This window comes from Tunturiibacter empetritectus (assembly GCF_013410875.1).
Lineage (GTDB): Bacteria > Acidobacteriota > Terriglobia > Terriglobales > Acidobacteriaceae > Edaphobacter > Edaphobacter empetritectus.
On the sequence record NZ_JACCCU010000002.1, the window covers coordinates 837619 to 856640 of the forward strand.

At 58.5% G+C, this 19022-nt stretch carries 18 protein-coding genes, 1 tRNA gene and 1 riboswitch; of the genes, 17 read left to right on the forward strand and 2 right to left on the reverse strand.

The features are described from left to right. Window positions 1-84: 84 nt before the first annotated feature. Window positions 85-1623, forward strand: a complete 1539-nt coding sequence (locus tag HDF08_RS15610; RefSeq protein WP_179639532.1) for an MmgE/PrpD family protein — start codon at window positions 85-87, stop codon at window positions 1621-1623. 276 nt (window positions 1624-1899) lie between these two features. On the opposite strand, the gene HDF08_RS15615 is transcribed toward HDF08_RS15610, so the two are convergent. Then, window positions 1900-1991, reverse strand: a tRNA-Ser gene (locus HDF08_RS15615). A gap of 195 nt (window positions 1992-2186) precedes the next feature. On the opposite strand from HDF08_RS15615, the gene HDF08_RS15620 reads away from it, so the two are divergent. Continuing rightward, window positions 2187-3575 (forward strand): APC family permease, encoded by a 1389-nt coding sequence (locus HDF08_RS15620; RefSeq protein ID WP_257031172.1) that lies wholly within the window; start codon window positions 2187-2189, stop codon window positions 3573-3575. Between the two features lie 118 nt (window positions 3576-3693). On the opposite strand, the gene HDF08_RS15625 is transcribed toward HDF08_RS15620, so the two are convergent. Then, window positions 3694-4251, reverse strand: a complete 558-nt coding sequence (locus tag HDF08_RS15625; protein ID WP_179639533.1) for an inorganic diphosphatase — start codon at window positions 4249-4251, stop codon at window positions 3694-3696. A gap of 140 nt (window positions 4252-4391) precedes the next feature. On the opposite strand from HDF08_RS15625, the gene purS reads away from it, so the two are divergent. The 15 genes from purS (at window position 4392) to HDF08_RS15700 (ending at window position 18885) form a co-directional block, all read left to right on the forward strand. Next, window positions 4392-4637: a phosphoribosylformylglycinamidine synthase subunit PurS gene (gene purS, locus HDF08_RS15630; RefSeq protein WP_179581391.1), complete on the forward strand. Its 246-nt coding sequence runs from the start codon at window positions 4392-4394 to the stop codon at window positions 4635-4637. A 149-nt stretch (window positions 4638-4786) separates the two neighbouring features. Next, window positions 4787-5911 carry a uroporphyrinogen decarboxylase gene (gene hemE, locus HDF08_RS15635; RefSeq protein ID WP_218884726.1) on the forward strand — a complete coding sequence of 375 codons (1125 nt, stop codon included), beginning with the start codon at window positions 4787-4789 and terminating at the stop codon, window positions 5909-5911. Beyond that, window positions 5908-6930 (forward strand): ferrochelatase, encoded by a 1023-nt coding sequence (locus tag HDF08_RS15640; RefSeq protein ID WP_179639534.1) that lies wholly within the window; start codon window positions 5908-5910, stop codon window positions 6928-6930. The genes hemE and HDF08_RS15640 overlap by 4 nt, the downstream gene beginning before the upstream one ends. Window positions 6931-7009: 79 nt before the next feature. Further along, on the forward strand, window positions 7010-8419 hold the full coding sequence (gene hemG, locus HDF08_RS15645; protein WP_179639535.1) for a protoporphyrinogen oxidase: 1410 nt from the start codon (window positions 7010-7012) through the stop codon (window positions 8417-8419). 26 nt (window positions 8420-8445) lie between these two features. Continuing rightward, window positions 8446-8620: riboswitch (cobalamin riboswitch) on the forward strand. A gap of 126 nt (window positions 8621-8746) precedes the next feature. Further along, on the forward strand, window positions 8747-9301 hold the full coding sequence (gene cobU, locus HDF08_RS15650) for a bifunctional adenosylcobinamide kinase/adenosylcobinamide-phosphate guanylyltransferase (RefSeq protein WP_179639536.1): 555 nt from the start codon (window positions 8747-8749) through the stop codon (window positions 9299-9301). Next, complete coding sequence (locus HDF08_RS15655) at window positions 9298-10689, forward strand: cobyrinic acid a,c-diamide synthase CobB (protein WP_179639537.1); 1392 nt, start codon at window positions 9298-9300, stop codon at window positions 10687-10689. The genes cobU and HDF08_RS15655 overlap by 4 nt, the downstream gene beginning before the upstream one ends. Further along, window positions 10686-11756, forward strand: a complete 1071-nt coding sequence (gene cobT / locus HDF08_RS15660; RefSeq protein WP_179639538.1) for a nicotinate-nucleotide--dimethylbenzimidazole phosphoribosyltransferase — start codon at window positions 10686-10688, stop codon at window positions 11754-11756. Before HDF08_RS15655 ends, cobT begins: the two co-directional genes overlap by 4 nt. After that, window positions 11753-12517 (forward strand): adenosylcobinamide-GDP ribazoletransferase, encoded by a 765-nt coding sequence (cobS, locus tag HDF08_RS15665; RefSeq protein WP_179639539.1) that lies wholly within the window; start codon window positions 11753-11755, stop codon window positions 12515-12517. The genes cobT and cobS overlap by 4 nt, the downstream gene beginning before the upstream one ends. Further along, complete coding sequence (locus tag HDF08_RS15670; protein WP_257031173.1) at window positions 12514-13101, forward strand: histidine phosphatase family protein; 588 nt, start codon at window positions 12514-12516, stop codon at window positions 13099-13101. Before cobS ends, HDF08_RS15670 begins: the two co-directional genes overlap by 4 nt. After that, window positions 13098-13967, forward strand: coding sequence for a hypothetical protein (locus HDF08_RS15675; RefSeq protein ID WP_179639541.1), 870 nt, complete (start codon window positions 13098-13100; stop codon window positions 13965-13967). The genes HDF08_RS15670 and HDF08_RS15675 overlap by 4 nt, the downstream gene beginning before the upstream one ends. Beyond that, window positions 13964-14542, forward strand: a complete 579-nt coding sequence (locus HDF08_RS15680) for a cob(I)yrinic acid a,c-diamide adenosyltransferase (RefSeq protein WP_179639542.1) — start codon at window positions 13964-13966, stop codon at window positions 14540-14542. The genes HDF08_RS15675 and HDF08_RS15680 overlap by 4 nt, the downstream gene beginning before the upstream one ends. Beyond that, window positions 14533-15222, forward strand: a complete 690-nt coding sequence (gene bluB, locus HDF08_RS15685) for a 5,6-dimethylbenzimidazole synthase (protein ID WP_179639543.1) — start codon at window positions 14533-14535, stop codon at window positions 15220-15222. Before HDF08_RS15680 ends, bluB begins: the two co-directional genes overlap by 10 nt. Before the next feature lie 14 nt (window positions 15223-15236). Further along, window positions 15237-16829, forward strand: a complete 1593-nt coding sequence (locus HDF08_RS15690) for a cobyric acid synthase (protein ID WP_257031174.1) — start codon at window positions 15237-15239, stop codon at window positions 16827-16829. Then, on the forward strand, window positions 16826-17779 hold the full coding sequence (cbiB, locus tag HDF08_RS15695; RefSeq protein WP_179639545.1) for an adenosylcobinamide-phosphate synthase CbiB: 954 nt from the start codon (window positions 16826-16828) through the stop codon (window positions 17777-17779). Before HDF08_RS15690 ends, cbiB begins: the two co-directional genes overlap by 4 nt. Beyond that, window positions 17776-18885, forward strand: coding sequence for a pyridoxal phosphate-dependent aminotransferase (locus tag HDF08_RS15700; protein WP_179639546.1), 1110 nt, complete (start codon window positions 17776-17778; stop codon window positions 18883-18885). The genes cbiB and HDF08_RS15700 overlap by 4 nt, the downstream gene beginning before the upstream one ends. Window positions 18886-19022: the final 137 nt, after the last annotated feature.

Consider the following 19022-nt stretch of genomic DNA (forward strand, 5'->3'; position numbering starts at 1 on the left):
GCGTGTCGTGATGGGGATTCCTGCGTGGCATCCTCGTTGTTCCGCTTCCCCACCACCGCGATTCGCCCGAATTCAGGAGACTCAATGGACGCACCGCACCTATCGTTCAAACCACTGGAGGCACCAAACTCCGTCCCCCAACTCACTCGCCGGAATCTGCTCGCAAAGGGAGCCTGTGTGCTGGCCGGCACCGCTCTACCTCTTCCTTCGTATTTATTTTCAGAGGAGCAGCAGACGCCCTCCGCCCCCATCGGCCCTGTCATGCAGACCCTCAGCACCTACATGGCCCAGGCCGCCACCCGGCCACTCCCTCCCGCCATCATCGAGCAGGCAAAAGATCACATCCTCGACACCTTCGCCGCTATGATCTCCGGCTCCCAGCTTCCTCCCGGCCGCGCCGCCATCGCCTTCGCACAATCCTACGGCGGTAAGCCAGTCGCCTCTGTCGCCACCTCCGTCATTCTGTGCGGTCCGCTCGAAGCGGCCCTGGCCAACGGAGTCCTCGCCCACTCCGACGAGACCGATGACTCCCACTCCCCGTCGCAGTCCCACCCAGGCTGCGCTGTAGTTCCCGCCGCACTCGCTGTGGGCGAACAGTTCAACATCTCCGGCTCCCACTTTCTCCGCGCCGTCACCCTCGGGTACGACATAGGCCCGCGCTTCGGCGTCACCCTCGGTGGAGTCAACTATCAGACCGAGACACACCGTGATCCCCACGCCACCTCCGAAGGCTTCGGAGCCGCAGCTGCCGCTGGCTGTGCCGCCTCCCTCGACGTACGCCAGATGCGCCTCCTCCTCGATTACGCTTCGCAGCAGTCCTCAGGCTTCACTGCGTGGCAACGGGACACCCTCCACGTCGAAAAAGCCTTCGTCTTCGCCGGCATGCCCGCCCGCAATGGAGTCACCTCCGCTTTGCTGGTTCAGGCGGGCTGGAGCGGCGTCGATGATGTGCTCTCAGGCCCCGAAAGCTTCTTCGCAGCCTACGCCCCTCACGCCAATCCTCAGGGGCTCGCCAAGAATCTAGTCGGCGGTCTCGGAGAGCACTACGAGATCACACGCACGAATATCAAGAAATGGTGCGTCGGCTCGCCCATTCAAGCGCCGCTCGACGCCGTTCAGCTCCTCCTGAACCAGCACTCCTTCACCCCGGACCAGGTTCGTCACGTCACCGTAAAAGTCGCCACCCGCGAGGCCACGATAGTCGACAACCGCGCACTCCCCGACATCTGCCTCCAACACCTCGTCGCCGTCATGCTCGTCCAGCGAACCCTAACCTTTCGCTCTGCCCACGACGCCGCCCTCATGAAGGATTCAGGCATCCTCCAACAACGCGCCAAAGTCACTCTGATCGGAGACGAAGAGCTCGAGAAACGCCTCCCCGCCCGCGAAGCCACCGTCGAGATCCTTTTGAATGACGGCACCGTCCTCACCCAGCACGTCGACGCCGTCCGCGGAACTGCCGAGAACCCAATGAGTCGTGAAGAGATCATCGCCAAGTCCCGCGACCTCATCGAACCTGTCCTCGGACCTGCGTCCTCGAAGGCGCTTATCTCTGCAGTCCTCCAGCTCGAGCAACTCACAGACATACACACTCTCAGCCGGTTGCTTCGCAGCTCGTCATGATATTGGGACACAAGCGCATGGAGCAAAAGGCGCGTCGACGCTTGGCTCCAAAGGCGAGAAGACCGCCCGCGTAGGCCGCGTTCACACTGGATGGAAAGCGTGCTGGAGACAATCCGCGTCATGATCGACTTGACTGCCACAGCCTGTCGTTCGTTCATTCGGGAACGAGGCTGGATCGGACGGATGGTCCGCCCACGCGAACTTCCGCGATGAGGTGATGCCTCGTCTGCTTCACCGGAAATCTAGAGGTCTCTTGGGGATCCTGATACTAGTTTGTGGCGGAGAATGGGGGATTCGAACCCCCGATAGAGCTTTCGCCCTATAACGGTTTAGCAAACCGCCGCCTTCAGCCACTCGGCCAACTCTCCGTCTGTGTTGCGGTGAGCATCACCTATAGGTGATGCCCGGCTGAGGCAATTATAGCAAGACAGCTGCTTCGCGAGTCAGCGGGTTAACGAGTCGGCCACTTCGTGGCATGACGACAGGTGGAGACGACGAAGAATGTCTGGTAAGTGAGGCGCTTCGGGTTCGCGGTCTGGCGGGACTCGCTATATAAAGACTGAATGGCGCTGGGCCGGGTGGGTTTGGGAAGAGCGAGGGCGGCGGGCGGGGGGAAGATGCGGCTGCTGCCGCTGATTGCGGCGACTTACTTTATGGTGGCGGGTGGGCCGTATGGGCTGGAAGATGTAATTGGCATGGCGGGGTATGGGCGGGCGCTGCTGCTGTTGCTGGTGATTCCGGTGGTGTGGAGTCTGCCGACGAGTTTGATGGTGGGGGAGCTGGCGTCGGCGATCCCGGAGGAGGGTGGGTACTACCGGTGGGTGCGGCGGGCGATGGGGGAGTTCTGGGGGTTTCAGGAGGCGTGGCTGAGCCTGGCGGCGAGCGTGTTCGATATGGCGATCTACCCGACGATCTTTGTGCTTTATCTGGGGCGGATTGAACCGGCGTGGACGGCGGGGTATCGCGGGACGGGGTGGGCTTTGGCGGTGGTGGTGGTATGTATGGTTTGGAACTTGCGGGGCGCGCGGGCGGTGGGTGAGGGGTCGGTGGGGCTGTTTTGCGTACTGCTGTCGCCGTTTGTGGTGCTGTCGGCGGTGGGGTTGTGGAAGGGGCTGATAGGCGGGGGCGGGCATGGGATGCTTGGTGGCGCGGGCGGGGTGGGGGCGGGCGGGGTGGGGGCGGGGGCGGCGGGTGTGGACTTTGCGGGGGCGGTGTCGGTGACGCTGTGGAACTACATGGGGTGGGATAACGCGTCGACAGTGGCGCAGGAGGTGGAGGAGCCGCAGAGGAACTATCCGCGGGCGATGCTGTCGGCGACGGGGCTAGTAGCGCTGACATATGTGCTGCCGCTGGCCGCGGTGGCGCTGGTGGGGATTCCGGCGGCACGGTTTTCTACGGGGGCGTGGACGGATGCGGCGAGAGAGCTGGTAGGACCCTGGCTGGCGCTGTGCGTGGTGCTGGGTGGAATGATCAATGGTGGGGGGATGTTCAACGCGCTGATGATGAGCTATACGCGTGTGCCGTATGCGCTGGCAGAGGAGGGTCTGCTGCCGGAGGTGATGGAGCGGAAGAACAGGTGGGGCGTGCCGTGGGTGAGTTTGGCGGTGTGTTCGGTGGGGTGGGCGCTGGCGCTGCGGTTGTCATTTGAGCGGCTGATCTCGATTGACCTGGTGCTGTATGGAGGGGCGTTGATGCTGGAGTTTGTGGCGCTGGTGGTATTGCGGGTGAAGGAGCCCGGATTGGCAAGGCCGTTCAGGGTGCCGGGTGGGGTTTGGGGCGCGGTGGGGATGGGGGTTGGCCCGGGGGTGTTGATCGCGTTTGCGCTATGGGCAGCGCGAGGGGAACGGGTAGCTGGGCTGCCGGCGCTGGAGTTTGCGGGGATTGTGGCGACGGCGGGGCCGGTGGTTTATCTGGCGGCGCGGATGGTGCGGAAGGGCCGCTTGGGTGGGTGAAAGTGCTTGTCCTGCCGGACGGGCTCACCGCGCGTGAGGCGGTCACTTCGTGACTTGTGTACCCTGTCTCGGCAGGATGAGGGGCTTGGCCCTCCCGTTGGTCGGGATCTGGCTTAGACTATTTTTTCGGGACTGGCTTGGGGATAGGCGTGACCTTGTTGTCGAGGAAGCGTTGCTGGGCTTCGAGGACCTTGTTGCGGGCGAAGGAGGCGTCGCGCCAGCCTTTGACTTCGACGCGCTTGCCTTCGAGGTCCTTGTAGATGGCGAAGAAGTGGGTGATCTCCTTGAGCATGTGGGGGTAGATCTCGGAGAAATTCCAGACATCCTTGTAGCGAGGGTTGTCCTGGCCGACGCAGAGGACCTTCTCGTCGCCGAGGCCCTGGTCGAGCATCTCGAGGACACCGATGGGGCGGACCTGCATGACGCAGCCGGAGAAGCTGGGAGTGTCGACGAGGACGAGGCAGTCGAGGGGATCGCCGTCGTCGCCGAGGGTGCTGGGGATGAAGCCGTAGTCGCCGGGGTAGTGGACGGGGGAGTAGAGGTTGCGGTCGAGACGGAAGACGTGGAGCTCCTTGTCGTACTCGTACTTGTTGACACCCTCGTAGGGAATCTCGATGACTGCGTTGATGACCTCGGGGCTTTTAGGCCCAACGGGGAGTTCCAGGTAGTTCGTCATAAAGGCTGGTGTCTCTTCTCTTGTCCGATCAAAGTTTTAGGCGGAGGGCGGCGTTGTGTCGCTTGGGTCCGAGCTTGCCTGGCGGAGGTTCGTGACCTCGATTGAGGGCGAAGGCTGCACCTTGTCTATAATCAGACAAGATGAAGGCTCATGTCTATGTCACGCTGAAACGAACGGTGCTGGATGCCCAGGGGCAGACGGTTGCAGATGCTTTGCGGCGGATGGAATATCGCGGCGTTGCGGATGTACGGCAGGGGAAGTATTTTCTGCTGACTCTGGAAAATGGATTGGAACAGAGCGCCGCGCAGGCCGAAGTGGAACGGATTGCGCGTGAGGTGCTGACAAACCCTGTGATTGAAGAGTTTACGTTCCGGCTTGAGGCCTGAGCGAAGGCTTTTTGGGTCTGTACTCGACGGGCGGCACCCGATACTAAAGTGACGTGAATTTTTCGGGTGCCATGAACAGCTTAGGCTGGCGCGAGTTCGCGCGACGAGCCACGAGTGCTAGGCTTAAAAGGTTATAGAGGACGAGTCTTTTGAGTGATGCGATCGTGGAAGGTGCGACAGTATGGTCTGCCGATGCGGCGTCGGGCGGCAGCCGCTTTGTGCGGGCGTGCCTGCGTCGGCCGGTAGCCAGGACGCCGGTGTGGTTTCTGCGGCAGGCAGGGCGGTACATGCCGGAGTATATGGCCGTGCGGAAGCACCATTCGCTGCTGGAGATCTGCCGGACTCCGACGATTGCGGCCGAGGTAACGATTACGGCCGCTGAACGGCTGGGCGTGGATGCTGCGATTATCTTTGCCGATCTGCTGCTGCCGTTTACGCCGATGGGACTGGACTTCGAGTTCGTTGCGGGAGAAGGGCCGGTGGTGCATACGCCGGTGCGGACGCTGGAGCATGTGAAGGCGCTGCGGACCGATCGCGTGGAGGAACTACAGTACGTTGCGCGGGCGATCGAGCAGGTTGCAAAGCACTTTGCTGCTCCGCGGGCGGATGGGGATGAGTTGGGAATCATTGGATTCTGCGGTGCTCCGTGGACGCTGGCTGGGTACATGATTGAGGGCGGCAAGCAGGGCGGCGGGGATCGCATCTACATCGAGACGAAGAAGATGATGTACTCCGATGGAGCTGCGTGGTCGCTCCTGATGGAGAAGATTGTTACCGTTTTAGTTGCTTATGCGCAGCAGCAGGTGGAGGCTGGCGCGGATGTGATCCAGGTCTTCGATAGCTGGGTAGGAAAGCTGAGCGTTCGAGACTATCGGCGGTACTGTCTTGGATGGACGACGGAGCTGGTCGAGCGCATCAAGTCCCTTGGAGTGCCGGTGATCTACTTTGGCGTGGAGACCGCTTCCCTGCTGCCGGCGATGAGCGAGACGGGAGCAGACGTGATTGGGCTGGATTGGCGGACGCCTTTGGATGCGGGATGGAAGGCAGTCGGCCCGGGCTGCGCGGTGCAGGGAAATCTTGATCCGGTTGCATTGTTCGCAAACGAAGAGGTGTTGAAGGATCAGGTGCGCGAGATTCTGACCGCCGCAAATGGACGGCCCGGGCACATCTTCAACCTGGGCCACGGCATTGTGCCTGGTACGCCGGTGGAGAATGTAATTCGCGTGGTGGAGTGGGTCAAGGAGTTGAGCGCGGTTGGAGTGACACGACGATGAGTTTTGAGAAAGGTAAAAGCGCGGTTTTGCTGCTTGCCCATGGAACGCCGGACATGCTGGGTGAGATGGCCGAGTATCTGAGCAAGGTGACCGGCGGCCGAGCGATGCCGCAGGAGATTGTCAAAGAGCTGCAGCATCGGTATGCACAGATCGGGCTGCAAGAGGCGCCTGGGTTGGAGCCTCCGCCGCTGACGAAGTGGACGATGGTACAGGCGCATATGCTGGAGCACGTATTGGCCGCGGGTAAGGTGTATGTTGGGATGCGCAACTGGCATCCTTATATTGAGGACACTGTTGCGGAGATGCGGCGCGAGGGAGTGACGAAGATCAAGGCTGTGTGCCTGGCTCCGCAGAACTCCCGGACCAGCGTCGGACTTTACCGGAAGGCTGTGCTCTCTGCGGCGACAGGCATTGAGGTTGAGTTTGTTGCTGGATGGGCGGACAGTCCGCTGCTGGTGGAGGCCTTTGCCGAGAAGCTGCGCCCGGTGTGGACAGAAGCCTGCGCTGAGTCGGGACAGCGAGTGCCGGTTCTGTTTACAGCGCACAGCGTGCCGTGCCGAACGATCATGACCGGTGAGGCTTCGATTGCGGGAGCGCGGCCGGGAACTCCTGTGCAGGATTCGCCGGATCCTTATCCGGTGGAGGCCAAGCGCACTGCGCAGATGGTGGCGGATCGAATGTCGGCAGCCGGTCTTCGCGAGAACGATTGGTACTTCGCGTTTCAGAGTCAGGGTATGAGCGGAGGACCGTGGATTGGGCCGACGGTGGAGGACACGCTCAAAGCGATCAAGGCAGAAGGGCACGTGGGCGTCGTGATGCAGCCGGTGGGGTTTCTCTGCGATCATGTGGAGATTCTGTACGACATTGACGTTGCTTTTCGTCAGACGGCGAGCGAGCTGGATCTGAAGTTGTGGCGGGCGGAGAGCCTGAACGACTCGCCGGTGCTGGTGGAGGCGCTGGTGGACGTAATCACCGGAAAATATAAGGCGACCGTCGATGAGGTGATGGTTCCGGCGTAGGTATAGGCTGTCTTGAGGGCCGACGGCGGGGGCTCGGGTCTCCGCTCTTTTTATTGGCAGATGTTTTCCTGGAGAGAAGATGAAGCGCGTCGCGATCGTTGGCGGTGGAGTAGCAGGACTGGCGGCGGCGTATGAGCTGGCGCAGCAGACCCACAACGGTGCATCGCTGCAGGTGGTGTTGTTCGAAGCCTCGACGCGGCTGGGTGGAATCATCGAGACGGTGCATGAAGGTGAGTTCGTCATTGAGTGCGGACCCGATGCGTGGGTGACGGAGAAGCCGTGGGCGCGTGAGCTGGCAGAAGAGCTTGGCCTGGGCGATGAAGTGATGCCTTCCAACGATGCCACGCGGAAGACTTATGTTCTGGTCGACAAGAAGCTGCAGGCGATGCCGGATGGGATGCGGATGATGGTGCCGGTCGATCTCGATGCGCTGGATGCGTCGGAGATGTTTAGCGCGGCGGCGAAGCGGGCTTATCGCGAAGAGGTGGGACGAGCGGAGCAGTTGCGGGCGGACGCTCCTGATGAGGATGAAAGCGTTGCGGAGTTTATTCGACGCCACTTTGGAGAAGAGGTGCTGACGAAGATCGGTGCGCCTTTGCTGAGCGGTGTGTTTGGCGGCGATGTATCGAAGTTGAGCGTGCGGGCGGTGATGACTCCCTTTGTCGCAATGGAACGAGAGCATGGCAGTCTGATCGTCGCACTGCAGGCGCGTGCGGGAGCGAAGAAACACTCAGTGTTCACTACACTGCGCAGCGGTATGGGAACGCTGGTGGATCGTATGATTGCGGCCATTCCTGAAGATTGGATTCGACTGGCTGCCGAAGTGCAATTTGTGTCGTGCGGCGACGAAGGTTGGCTGGTGGGAACAGCTCGCGGTGTGGAACGGTTCGATGCCGTGATGATGGCTGCTCCTGTTGATGTTGCTTGCTCTTTGCTTAAACCAGTGGACGCGGAGATGGCTCCCTTGATGGAGATGGAGGCAAGCTCCGCGGTGGTGGTGGCATTTGGCTTTCCCGGTGCGACGAAGTTTCCCGTGCCGCCTGGGTTTGGCTTTCTGGTGCCGCCAGGCTCCGATAGTCTGCTGCTCGCTGCAACCTTCGTCGATCAGAAGTTTGAAGACCGGGTACCGCAGGGTGGACGGTTAGTGCGAGCCTTCTTTGGAGGCAAAGCTGCAGAACGGCTGATGCGATGCCGTAACGACGAGACCGCCGCAGTGGCGCGGATGGAGCTGGCCAGGATTCTGGGGCCGCTGCCGGAGCCTCAAGTGACCGTGGTTCGGCGATGGCCGCGAAGTCTCCCACAGTATGCCGTGGGGCATCTGAAACGGATGAAGAAGCTAGATGAACGAGTGAGTGCGCTCGATGGACTGTCGCTGCTTGGCAACGGATATCGTGGCGTGGGTGTGCCCGACCTAATTCGGGATGCCCGGGTTGCGGCGAGGCGTATCGCAGGTGCGAATAAAGATCTTGCAGGGGTCGCGGAGCTGTAAATATTTGACCCGGCGCAATGGCCGGGATAGTCTTTTTCTACACTGGTGTTGGGAAGACGGTGTAAATCCGTCGCTACCCCGTAACTGTAAGCGCTGAGAGTTTTGACGATTGGTATTAAGCCACTGGGATTTGTCCTGGGAAGGTGAGTCGAAGCTCGGTGAAGCGTAAGTCAGGAGACCTGCCGGTGGCCGATCAGGCTTGATTCAGCTTCGCTGGGAGAGCTGAAGAGCATTCTCGCTGACTGCAACCGAGGTCTGCCCGAGCGCTGCCTAACTTTATTCCCGCTCTGCTCGGCTGCTTCGAACGTGCCGGGCAAGGAGCTAACGATGCAGGAGATGCGCCAGAGTTCCGTGACACTCGTTCTTGGCGGCGTTCGCAGCGGCAAGAGCCGTTATGCGCAGCAGCTTGCAGAGCGAGAAAGCCGCGTGATCTTTGTGGCGACAGCGAAGGCTTCGGACGACGAGATGCAGAGGAAGATCGAACGGCATCGCAAAGAGCGCCCGGCGGAGTGGATCACGGTGGAGGAGCCGTTGGAGCTGGTACAGGTACTGACGGAGCATGGGCAGAGCTGCGATGTGATGGTGGTGGATTGCCTGACGATCTTTGCGGCGAATCTTCTTGAGACCGAAGGTGATGACCAAGACGCCGTAAATCGTCGCGTTGAGGCTTTCTGTGAGGCGTTGCGGTCGGCTCGTTGCTCGGTTGTGCTGGTTTCAAACGAGGTAGGCAGCGGAGTGGTGCCCGCATACACCCTGGGACGGCGTTATCGTGATTTGCTGGGTGAGATCAATCAGAGCGTGGCAAGAGTCGCCGATGATGTGGTGCTGATGGTAGCTGGCCTGCCGCTTGCGCTGAAGGGTCATCTTGAGGTGACTCTGTGAGAGGGCTGCTGATTTCAGGTGCTGCAAGCGGCGTTGGTAAGACTACGGTATCTCTTGCGATTATGGCGGGCCTGCGACGGCGCGGGCTTGCGGTGCAGCCGTTCAAATGTGGACCCGACTTTCTGGACACGGGACACCACACCCGAATATGTGGGCGAAATGCTCGCAACCTTGACACGTGGATGCTGAGTGAAGAGGCGAACCGAAGTGTTCTGCGAGATGCAGCACGTGGCGCGGATGTTCTGGTTGCTGAAGGCATGATGGGTTTGTTCGATGGAAAGAGTGGGAACACTGAAGCGGGCAGCACCGCGGAGATTGCCAAGCTGCTGAAGCTGCCGGTGGTGCTGGTTGTCGATGCGGCAAAGACTGCGCGAAGCATCGCAGCGGTGGTGCTCGGCTTTGAGATGTTCGATCCGCAACTGCAGCTTGCGGGAGTGATTCTGAATCGTGTTGCGACGGAGCGGCACTACGAGATGCTGAGGGCGGCGATTGAGACAAGCTGCAGGACTAAGATTCTCGGTTGGCTGCCACGCGATCCGACGATTGCGATTCCTGAACGGCATCTTGGCTTGCAGGGGGCGGCGGAAGCGGCGATTGGTGACGATGCTGCGATCGACACACTGGCCGCGCTCGCGGAAAAGTTCTTCGATCTGGATCGTTTGCTTGAGCTGCAGTGCGGTTTGGAGCTGAACGAGGATCAGGATTTCGGCGTGAAGCATTCGCCTTCTGAAGAAGATGTGCGAATCGGCTTCCCGTCCGATCATGCTTTCTCGTTCTATTATGAGGACAATCTTGACCTGCTGGGCGAACAGGGAGCTGAGATTGTCTGGTTCAGTCCGCTACACGACAGGTGCCTGCCACCCGGACTGGACGGGCTGTACCTGGGGGGAGGATATCCCGAACTGCATGCAGAACAGTTGAGCAGTAATCGCAGGATGCTCGAGGATGTTCGTACCTTCGCGGCTTCGGGAAGACCGGTCTATGCGGAGTGCGGAGGGATGATTTATCTATCCGAAAGCCTCAGCACAACGGACGGGGAGACGTACCCGATGGCTGGCGTGCTACCGCTGTCGATGCAGATGACGGATAAACTCGTGCAGTTCGGATACGTCACTGTTGAGTTCACCGCCGACTGCTTGCTGGGCGTGAAAGGAACCACCGTTCGCGGGCACAGCTTTCACTATTCGTGTCTTGTTTCCCGGGGAGAGGTGGCAACAAATTATCGCGTGCAGTACTCGATGTCCGGCAAAGAGGAGCTTGAGGGATTTAGGCAAGGCAATGTGCTGGCCAGCTATGTTCATCTACACTTCCGGGCGAATCCTACAATCGCGAGAGATTTTGTCGCTGCCATTCGACGAGCGCGCACACTGCAGACGGTGGCGCGGTGAGCGACTCTAACATCGTGTCGACCATTGAGTCGCCTAGTGAGCGTTGGCTTGCAAAGGCACGAGCGCATCTCGATACTTTGACCAAACCGCTGGGCAGTCTCGGCCGGTTGGAAGACTTTGCGGCACAGATGGTGTCGATTCGACAACAGGAGTTTGCGGAGCCGCTACGAAAGGCTGTCTACATCTTTGCAGCCGATCATGGAGTTACCGCTGAGGGCGTCAGTGCGTATCCAAGCGAAGTGACGCGGCAGATGGTGCTCAACTTTCTTGCTCATGGCGCGGCTATCAATGTGCTCGCGAAACTTCACGGCGTCGAGATGAATGTTGTCGATGTCGGTGTGGATGCGGACTTCAACCGGATCGGCGGACTGTTGCATCGCAAAGTGCGCAGGGGAACGCGCAATATGATGCATGAGCCCGCAATGAGCAGCGACGAGTTGACGGAAGCTCTTGGTGTAGGACTGGACCTGGCTGACGATTCGAAGACGAAGGGGCACAACCTGGTTGCTGTCGGCGAGATGGGCATTGGAAATACCACGGCTGCGAGCGCCATCACCACTCTTCTTACCGGGAAACCAGTTGAGTTCACTACCGGCAAAGGGACCGGCCTGAACACCGAGGCGTTGCAGCACAAGCGCCGGATCATCGAAGCAGTTTTGCAGAAGTATTTTGGGGAAGCGAAAGGTGACACTCTGCCTGATCCAGTCGATGTGCTCCGTATCGTCGGTGGGTTGGAGATCGCCGCGATGACGGGTTTCATACTCGGCGCGGCGCGGCATGGAGTCGCAGTGGTTGTCGACGGCTTCATTTCTACGGCAGCTGCTGCAATTGCATGCGCGTTCGCCCCGCAGGTGCGCGGATATCTTTTTGCTGGACATCAATCCGAAGAACCCGGGCACAAGGCGCTGCTCGACTACTTGGAAATGAGGCCGATTCTCGCGTTGAATATGCGTCTGGGCGAAGGCACTGGCGCGGTCCTGGCTATGCCGATCCTTGAGTCCGCGATGTGCCTTTATAACCAGATGGCGACGTTTGAATCTGCCAGGGTGAGCGAGGCCAGGGATTGACCGTAGCAGCACAGATTCGGAGACTTGGCGAGGAGCTCATAATCGCCTTCCAATTTCTCACGCGAATCCCCATGCCTGCGATTGCGTTCGAGTCCGATTCCCTCTCGCGTGCCGTCAAATTTTTCCCGCTGGTTGGATTAGTTGTCGGATCAGGAGCCGTGCTGCTGCAAAAGCTGCTGACAACGCACCTTATTCGTCCTCTTGCCGCGCTGGTCGTGCTGACTTATTTTGTACTGATTACTGGCTTTCTGCATGAAGATGGCCTTGCGGATACTGCAGACGGGTTCGGCGGTGGTTGGACTAAGGATCGGGTATTAGCCATCCTGCGAGATAGCAGGATTGGAAGTTACGGCGCATCTGCTCTTGTTCTGTCGCTGCTGGCGCGCTATCTCCTGCTGTCTTCCATGCCGATGGAGCACTTTGCCGCTTACGTCATATCCGCCCATGTGCTCTGCCGATGGAGCTCCCTTCCGCTGAGTTATTTTCTCCCTCCTGCTCGCAAACAGGAGGGACAAGGTGCGCGCATCGCTCGGCTCACCTCTCTCCCTTCGCTGCTGTTTGGTTCGACCTTCGCTGCCGCAATCGTGGTCTTCGCTCTTCGACGGGCTTCCGTGCAGCCTCTTCTCGTCTCCCTCTTTGTAGTGACATTGAGCGGATGGTTCTACTATCGAAGGATTGATGGCGTGACTGGAGATTGCTTCGGCGCAACCAATCAGCTTACCGAAATCGCGGTTTACTTCTGCGGGGTATGGATCGCATGAGCGAGATACTCTTCATTCGTCATGCGGCGACAGACATGGCTGGAACCTTTTGCGGCCACTCTGACCCTGACATCAATGCGCGCGGACAGGAACAGATCTCCGAGTTGATAGACAGACTTCGCAAGGAGAGTATCGACATCGTTTACACGAGCGATCTGCGTCGCGCTGCGGCGACTGCCAGCGCAATTGCCGAGGCGTCCGGCGTTGAGTGCGAGGTGCGTGCGGCCCTGCGTGAGATCAGCTTCGGCACATGGGAGGGGCTTAGCTGGAAAGACATTGAACAGCGCGATGCGGTTTATGCGCATCGATGGATATCGGAATATCCGAGACTTGCGGCGCCTGACGGAGAGGACTTCAGCGACTTTGAACGGCGGGTGCTGAAGGAAGTGGAGTTCTTGTGTGCAAAGGCAATAGAACAAAGGATCGCGGTCGTGACCCACGCGGGAGTCCTGAGAACCGTGCTGTGCTCGCTGGACAACTGCAGCCTGGACGATGCCTGGAGACAGACTGAGAGCTACTGTGCCATTGTTCGGCATACGGTTGCACCACCGCTCCTGACGCAGATCATCGGAGCAAGCTCATGACTTCGCGTAAGGTTGACGTACGCGAGTTGATCGCCTGGGGTTTGGATGAATACTCCTACCGCGACGACGTCACAGGTTTCAATTCGAGGGAGTTAACTGCCCGCATTGCGAAAGCAGGTGCGAAGTTAGCCGAACATGCTCGGTACACGAGTATCAGCGCTTTACTCGAGCGAGAGACACGAGACATTCAACCTTTGCTCGCGACGGTAACGCAACGCGAAGACTTGCAAGCGGAGTATCGGGGCCTTAACTGGATGCTGGGCGTGGTCGACCTGCGCCTCCTGCTTGCATTTCAACGCCGGTTGATCTTCAATCCATCACGGCAGGCATTGTGTATGCCGGCACAGAATGATTGGCACGGTTTGATCTCACTCACTGTCGGTTCGCAACGCAGCACGGAGCACGTTTTGGTTCATAACGACAGCGATACTGACCGTTTGGATATTAGCCTTCACTCGAATAATCCTGATCTGCAGCTACGGTTTACTCCGAAGACGAGCGGATTTGGAGCTTTGCCACTGTCGCTGTATGGCGGCACTCCTTTCTTCGAAGTAGCTGAACTACGCGGACGCTGGTTTTTGCGCGATGGCTATCATCGCGCCTACCATCTTCTGCGGGCGGGAGTCGATCGCACTCCTGCCGTCGTGATCCACACACGGAGCATCGAGGAACTTGGCGCAACCGCCCCATGGTTTTTCGGTGAAGAGCAGATCTTCTCTGATCGTCCTCCGCGGGTCACGGATTTTCTTGATGACGACCTGATCCTGCACTACGAGAGAACGGCTCTCCGCAAATTGATTCGTATTCGTGTGGAAGAGTCGCTGCAGCCGTTTGACGAAGTTCAAGAACAAGAGGAAAGACTATGAGCATTGCAACCAAACGTGGAGATGGCGGACAGACAGGACTGGCCGGCGGAATTCGCATCTCGAAGGCTGACTTGCGTGTTGAAGCTTATGGGACGGTCGATGAGTTGAACTCGGCTCTAGGCTTTGCCCGAAGCATCTGCACAAATAAGGAGATTCATGACTGGACCGAGACGATCCAACGCACGCTGTTTCGAGTAGGGTCCGCGCTGGCTACCCCGCCGGAGAGCAAAAAACCTCCGCCATCCGTTTTGTCCGAGGACGTTGACATGCTGACAGACCTGGTTCATCAGATCGAGGCAACCGAAGGCATCCTTGCCGACTGGTCTTTGCCCGGTGCGCATACCGAGTCTGCCGCATACGAAGTTGCTCGCACAATTTGCCGGCGCGCAGAGCGAAACGCGGTTCGACTTGCGAACAGTGGCGTAGAGCTCAAGCCTGAGATACTCTCGTACCTCAATCGCTTGTCCGACGTGATCTGGCTCTTCGGCAGACTCATTGAAGTAAAGGCAGGCGTTGATGCGCGGCTGCGCAGCGGCGACACTGCGGGACCGAAGTGGTCAAGGGCATGGAAATGACGAAGGCTGCAGGCTTCGACGAGAGTGAGCGAAATGCCGTCTACCGGGCTATTCGCGAGCGGAGAGATGTGCGCCGCGGCTTTCTCCCGGAGCCGATTCCGAATGAGCTGCTCTATCGGCTACTCGAAGCAGCACACAATGCACCTTCGGTTGGTCTGATGCAGCCCTGGCGATTCATTGTCGTGCGCGAACTCGCCGTACGTCAAAAGGTTCACCAGATCTTCCTTGATGCAAATACGCAGGCGCTGGCGCACTACGAAGAGGAAAAGCAACAGAGCTATGCGGGGATGAAGCTCGAAGGCATACTGGAGGCACCGCAGAATCTGTGCATCGTGTGCGATTCGCAGAGCAGCCAGGGGCACCAGCTGGGACGACGAACGATGCCTGAGACCGCGATCTACTCGGCCGTCTGCGCGGTTCAGAATCTGTGGCTCGCCGCAAGAGCCGAGGGCATCGGCGTGGGCTGGGTGAGTATTCTCGAGCCGTCTTTGTTGCGCGAGACTCTGAAGATTCCCGGCCATATTACTCCGGTGGCTTATCTGTGCTTGGGTTACGTCGATGCGTTTGCTACTGAGCCGGATTTGGAGCGCGCAGGATGGGAGACAAGAACGCCTCTAAAGAGCGTGCTCTCGCTGGATGAATATGACAGCAGCTGGGACCAGGGGCGGCCGCGGTCATGAGAGCGCGAGCAATCATGGTTCTAGGTACGGGCTCTCATGTCGGGAAGTCGCTGCTGACTGCCGCTCTATGCCGAATCTTCGCGCAACATGGCTATCGCGTTGCGCCGTTCAAATCACAGAATATGTCATTGAACTCTGCAGCAACTGTTGAGGGTCTTGAGATCGGACGCGCGCAGGCATTGCAGGCAGAGGCCGCCGGAGTTGCCGCATCGGTTCACATGAATCCAATTTTGATCAAGCCTTCGGGCGACCACTCTTCCCAAGTGGTTGTGCGCGGCAAGATCTGGGGACGAGTCACGGCAGCGGACTATCATCGTCGGCGCATAGAAGAGCTGCTGCCCGTGGTACGCGAGAGCTATGACTTGCTTGCCTCTCAGTACGACGTGATGATTCTGGAAGGCGCTGGATCACCAGCTGAGATCAACCTCAAACAGCATGACATTGCGAACATGCGAATGGCGGAGATGGCAGATGCCAGCTGCCTGCTGGTGGGGGATATAGATCGCGGAGGGGTGTTCGCGTCATTGCTGGGAACGCTGGAACTGTTGGAGCCGGACGAGCAGCGGCGGATTCGTGGATTCGCGATCAATAAATTCCGTGGTGACACAAGCCTCTTGGAGCCCGGCATACGAATGATGGAAGAGCGTGTGAAGAAGCCATGTCTCGGCGTCGTTCCCTATCTGAATTCTCTTATGCTCGAAGAAGAAGACAGCCTGGGTCTGCCGGTGTCTGCTCAAACTCAGTGGACTGGAGAGCGGATTGCGGACCAATGGACTGATCGCGCCTTGCGGGTCGCAGTCATTGCACTCCCTTCTTTTTCGAACTTTACGGACTTCGATTCTTTGCGGGCGGAGCCATCGGTATCACTTCTCTTCTGTCGCACAGCAGAGGCGATCGCACACGCTGATGTCGTCATTCTGCCTGGTAGTAAACAGACTGTGGATGACCTTCTTTGGATGAGAGGTTCAGGTTTAGAGGTCGCTATAAAGCGACACGCGCAGACAGGCTTGGTTGCAGGTATCTGCGGTGGTATGCAGATGCTTGGTAAAACTATCAGCGACCCGTCCGGAATGGAGCACGAGGGATCGGTTGCGGGTCTTGGCTTGCTTCCCATCGGCACCGTCATGCACACCGAAAAAGTAACCAGAAATGCCAGCGGGCAGATTGAGGTTGAGGTTTTGTTCGGCCACCCCGTTACTGATAGCAGACTCGCAGGGTATGAGATTCACATCGGACACACTGACTATGAAGCTGGAGCAAAGCACTTCTCGACACTCTCGCCCGAGAATGACCCCTCCAGCAACAGCAGAGACGGTTGCGTCAGCGCTGACACGCGCGTCTTTGGCACCTATCTTCATGGGATCTTTGACGATGATTGCTTTCGTCATCAGTTTCTCAGTGCCGCGCGCGGGTTTCACAAGCTCTCCACGCCGACGAAGATGAATCCCTGGAAGCAACTTCGAGAAGACTCCCTGAACAGGCTGGCACGCGAGGTTGAGAGTTCGCTTGATATGAAAGCAATCTTCAAGTGGGTGGGTCTGTCTTATGAGGTCCCTCTGACAGAGGATGTATCTCCGCAGCGTCGAAGTGCAGGTGCGATGCGATGAGTCGTCGAAGCGTTATCGCAGCAGCTTATCTGTTCGACTGGGTAGCTGGCGATCCTGAATGGTTCCCTCATCCCGTTCGGTTGATTGGCAAAGGAATAGAAGGGGGAGAACGAATTCTTCGAAGGCCCAGGCAGACTCCAGCAGCAGAGTTTGTCGCCGGTGGCATACTGACCTTAGGAGTGGTCGTTGCGGCGTATTTCGCGTCGGCAAAGACGATTGACTGGGCGCATAAGACGGACCGGCGGCTGGGATTCGCTGCGGAGATGCTGCTCGCATGGACGTGCCTTGCATCGCGCAGCCTGCACAAGGAGGCTTCTGCAGTTGTCGACGCTATGGAGGAAGGCGACAGCATCCTGGCCCGACAGCGGCTGACACGAATCGTCGGTCGCGATACGCAGGCACTCGACATGCAGGAGATCAGCCGCGCTGTCATCGAGACCGTGGCAGAGAGCGGTTCGGATGGCGTCGTCGCACCACTTTTTTATTTGGCTATCGGAGGAGTTCCGCTTGCCATGGCCTATAAGGCGATCAACACTCTTGATTCGATGATCGGCCATGCAGATGATCGATATTTTTACTTTGGAAAAATCGCAGCGCGGCTGGATGATGTCGCCAACTTTATACCCTCTCGATTGACAGCTCTGGGTATCGCTGCAGCAGCCGCCTTACAAGACGCGAGTCCTGCAGCAGCGCTTGAGACATGGTGGCGCGACGGCATGAAACACAAAAGTCCGAACGCGGGACAGCCAGAGAGCGCCATGGCGGGCGCACTGAAGGTGCGACTTGGAGGAGACAACTACTACGTCGGCGAGCTTATTGCAGCGCCCCTGCTTGGGGCGGGTTTTCCGCCGCCCAATGTGCTCAAAGCAAGGCTGGCCATCAGGATAGTTACTATCGTCTCTGCCCTTGGCGCAGTTACCGCACTGTTGCTGCATCGGAGACGAAGATGAGTCACCCTCCGCAGGATTTTTTACCCGCACACGGGGGACAACTGCGTCAAATCGCTGCGCAATATGAAATCCCGGTGGAACAGCTCGTTGATTTCAGCGCCAACATTAACCCGGCTGATCCCCCTGCGTCAGTGCTTGCAACTCTAAATCGAGCTTTGGCGGACTTTGCCACACTGACGGCGTATCCAGACCTTGAACTCGCCGCACTCAAGCAGGCACTGTCGAAAGCTTCGAATATTTCGCCGGAAAATATCTCTGTGGCTAACGGCTTTGTACCGCTGCTCGAAGCTGCTCTGCGTTCGTTAGGGATTACACGTTGCCTTCTGCCTGTGCCCTCGTTCAGCGAGTATCGACGTACGCTCGAGAACGCCGGAGTTGCGGCCGCTCCGCACTACCTCTTCCAAGAAAATAGTTTCTCATACGCTCCGGACTCCCTGTTGCAGGCTGCGCTGAAAGAGAGATGCAACGCAATCCTGCTGGCGAATCCGCAGAATCCTTCCGGCTCACTTTGTGAAGCGAAGACGATGCGACGTCTGATAGAAGCGGCCGCTGAGCAAGGAATTAAAGTGCTGCTTGATGAAGCTTTCATAGATTATGTTCCAGAACAGTCCCTGACTGAAGCTGCTTCTCAACATGAGAATTTGATTGTGTTCCGCTCGGTTACAAAATTTTTTGCAATCCCCGGGTTACGTGTCGCCTACGTCGTCAGCAGTCCTTCTTCGATAGAAGATCTGAACCGGAGGCTTCCGCCATGGCCGGTTACAACATTGGCATCGTGTGCAGTCTGCGCTGCGTTGCAGGATGAGACCTATGCGGAAGACACTCGGCGGAAGAACTCTTTACGAAAGACTTGGCTGTTGGGGGAACTTGCTCGTTTGAAGATCGTCACCTACCCCTCAAACACGAACTTCCTGCTACTTCGATTTTCCGCAGAGGTGGACGTCTCGCTGCTTTGGGAGAGGATGATCCTTGAACACCAGATCGTGCTTCGCTCCTGCGCGAACTTCGAAGGGCTCGCGCCGGGCCATTTGCGTATCGCAGTCCGTTCAGAAGTTGAAAATGAGAGGTTGATTCGAGGTCTGGAGCAGGTCCTTCGGCGCGCGTAAGGATAGTGGCCAGAGAGGAAATTTGCACCCTCTGCTTGCAAAACAACGAGCTGCAGGCTTGGTATAGGAATCCCAGGGGAGCGGCGCGTTCTAGGCCCGCAGGGGTTGTGATCACCGAATTACACTTTTTGCTCCTA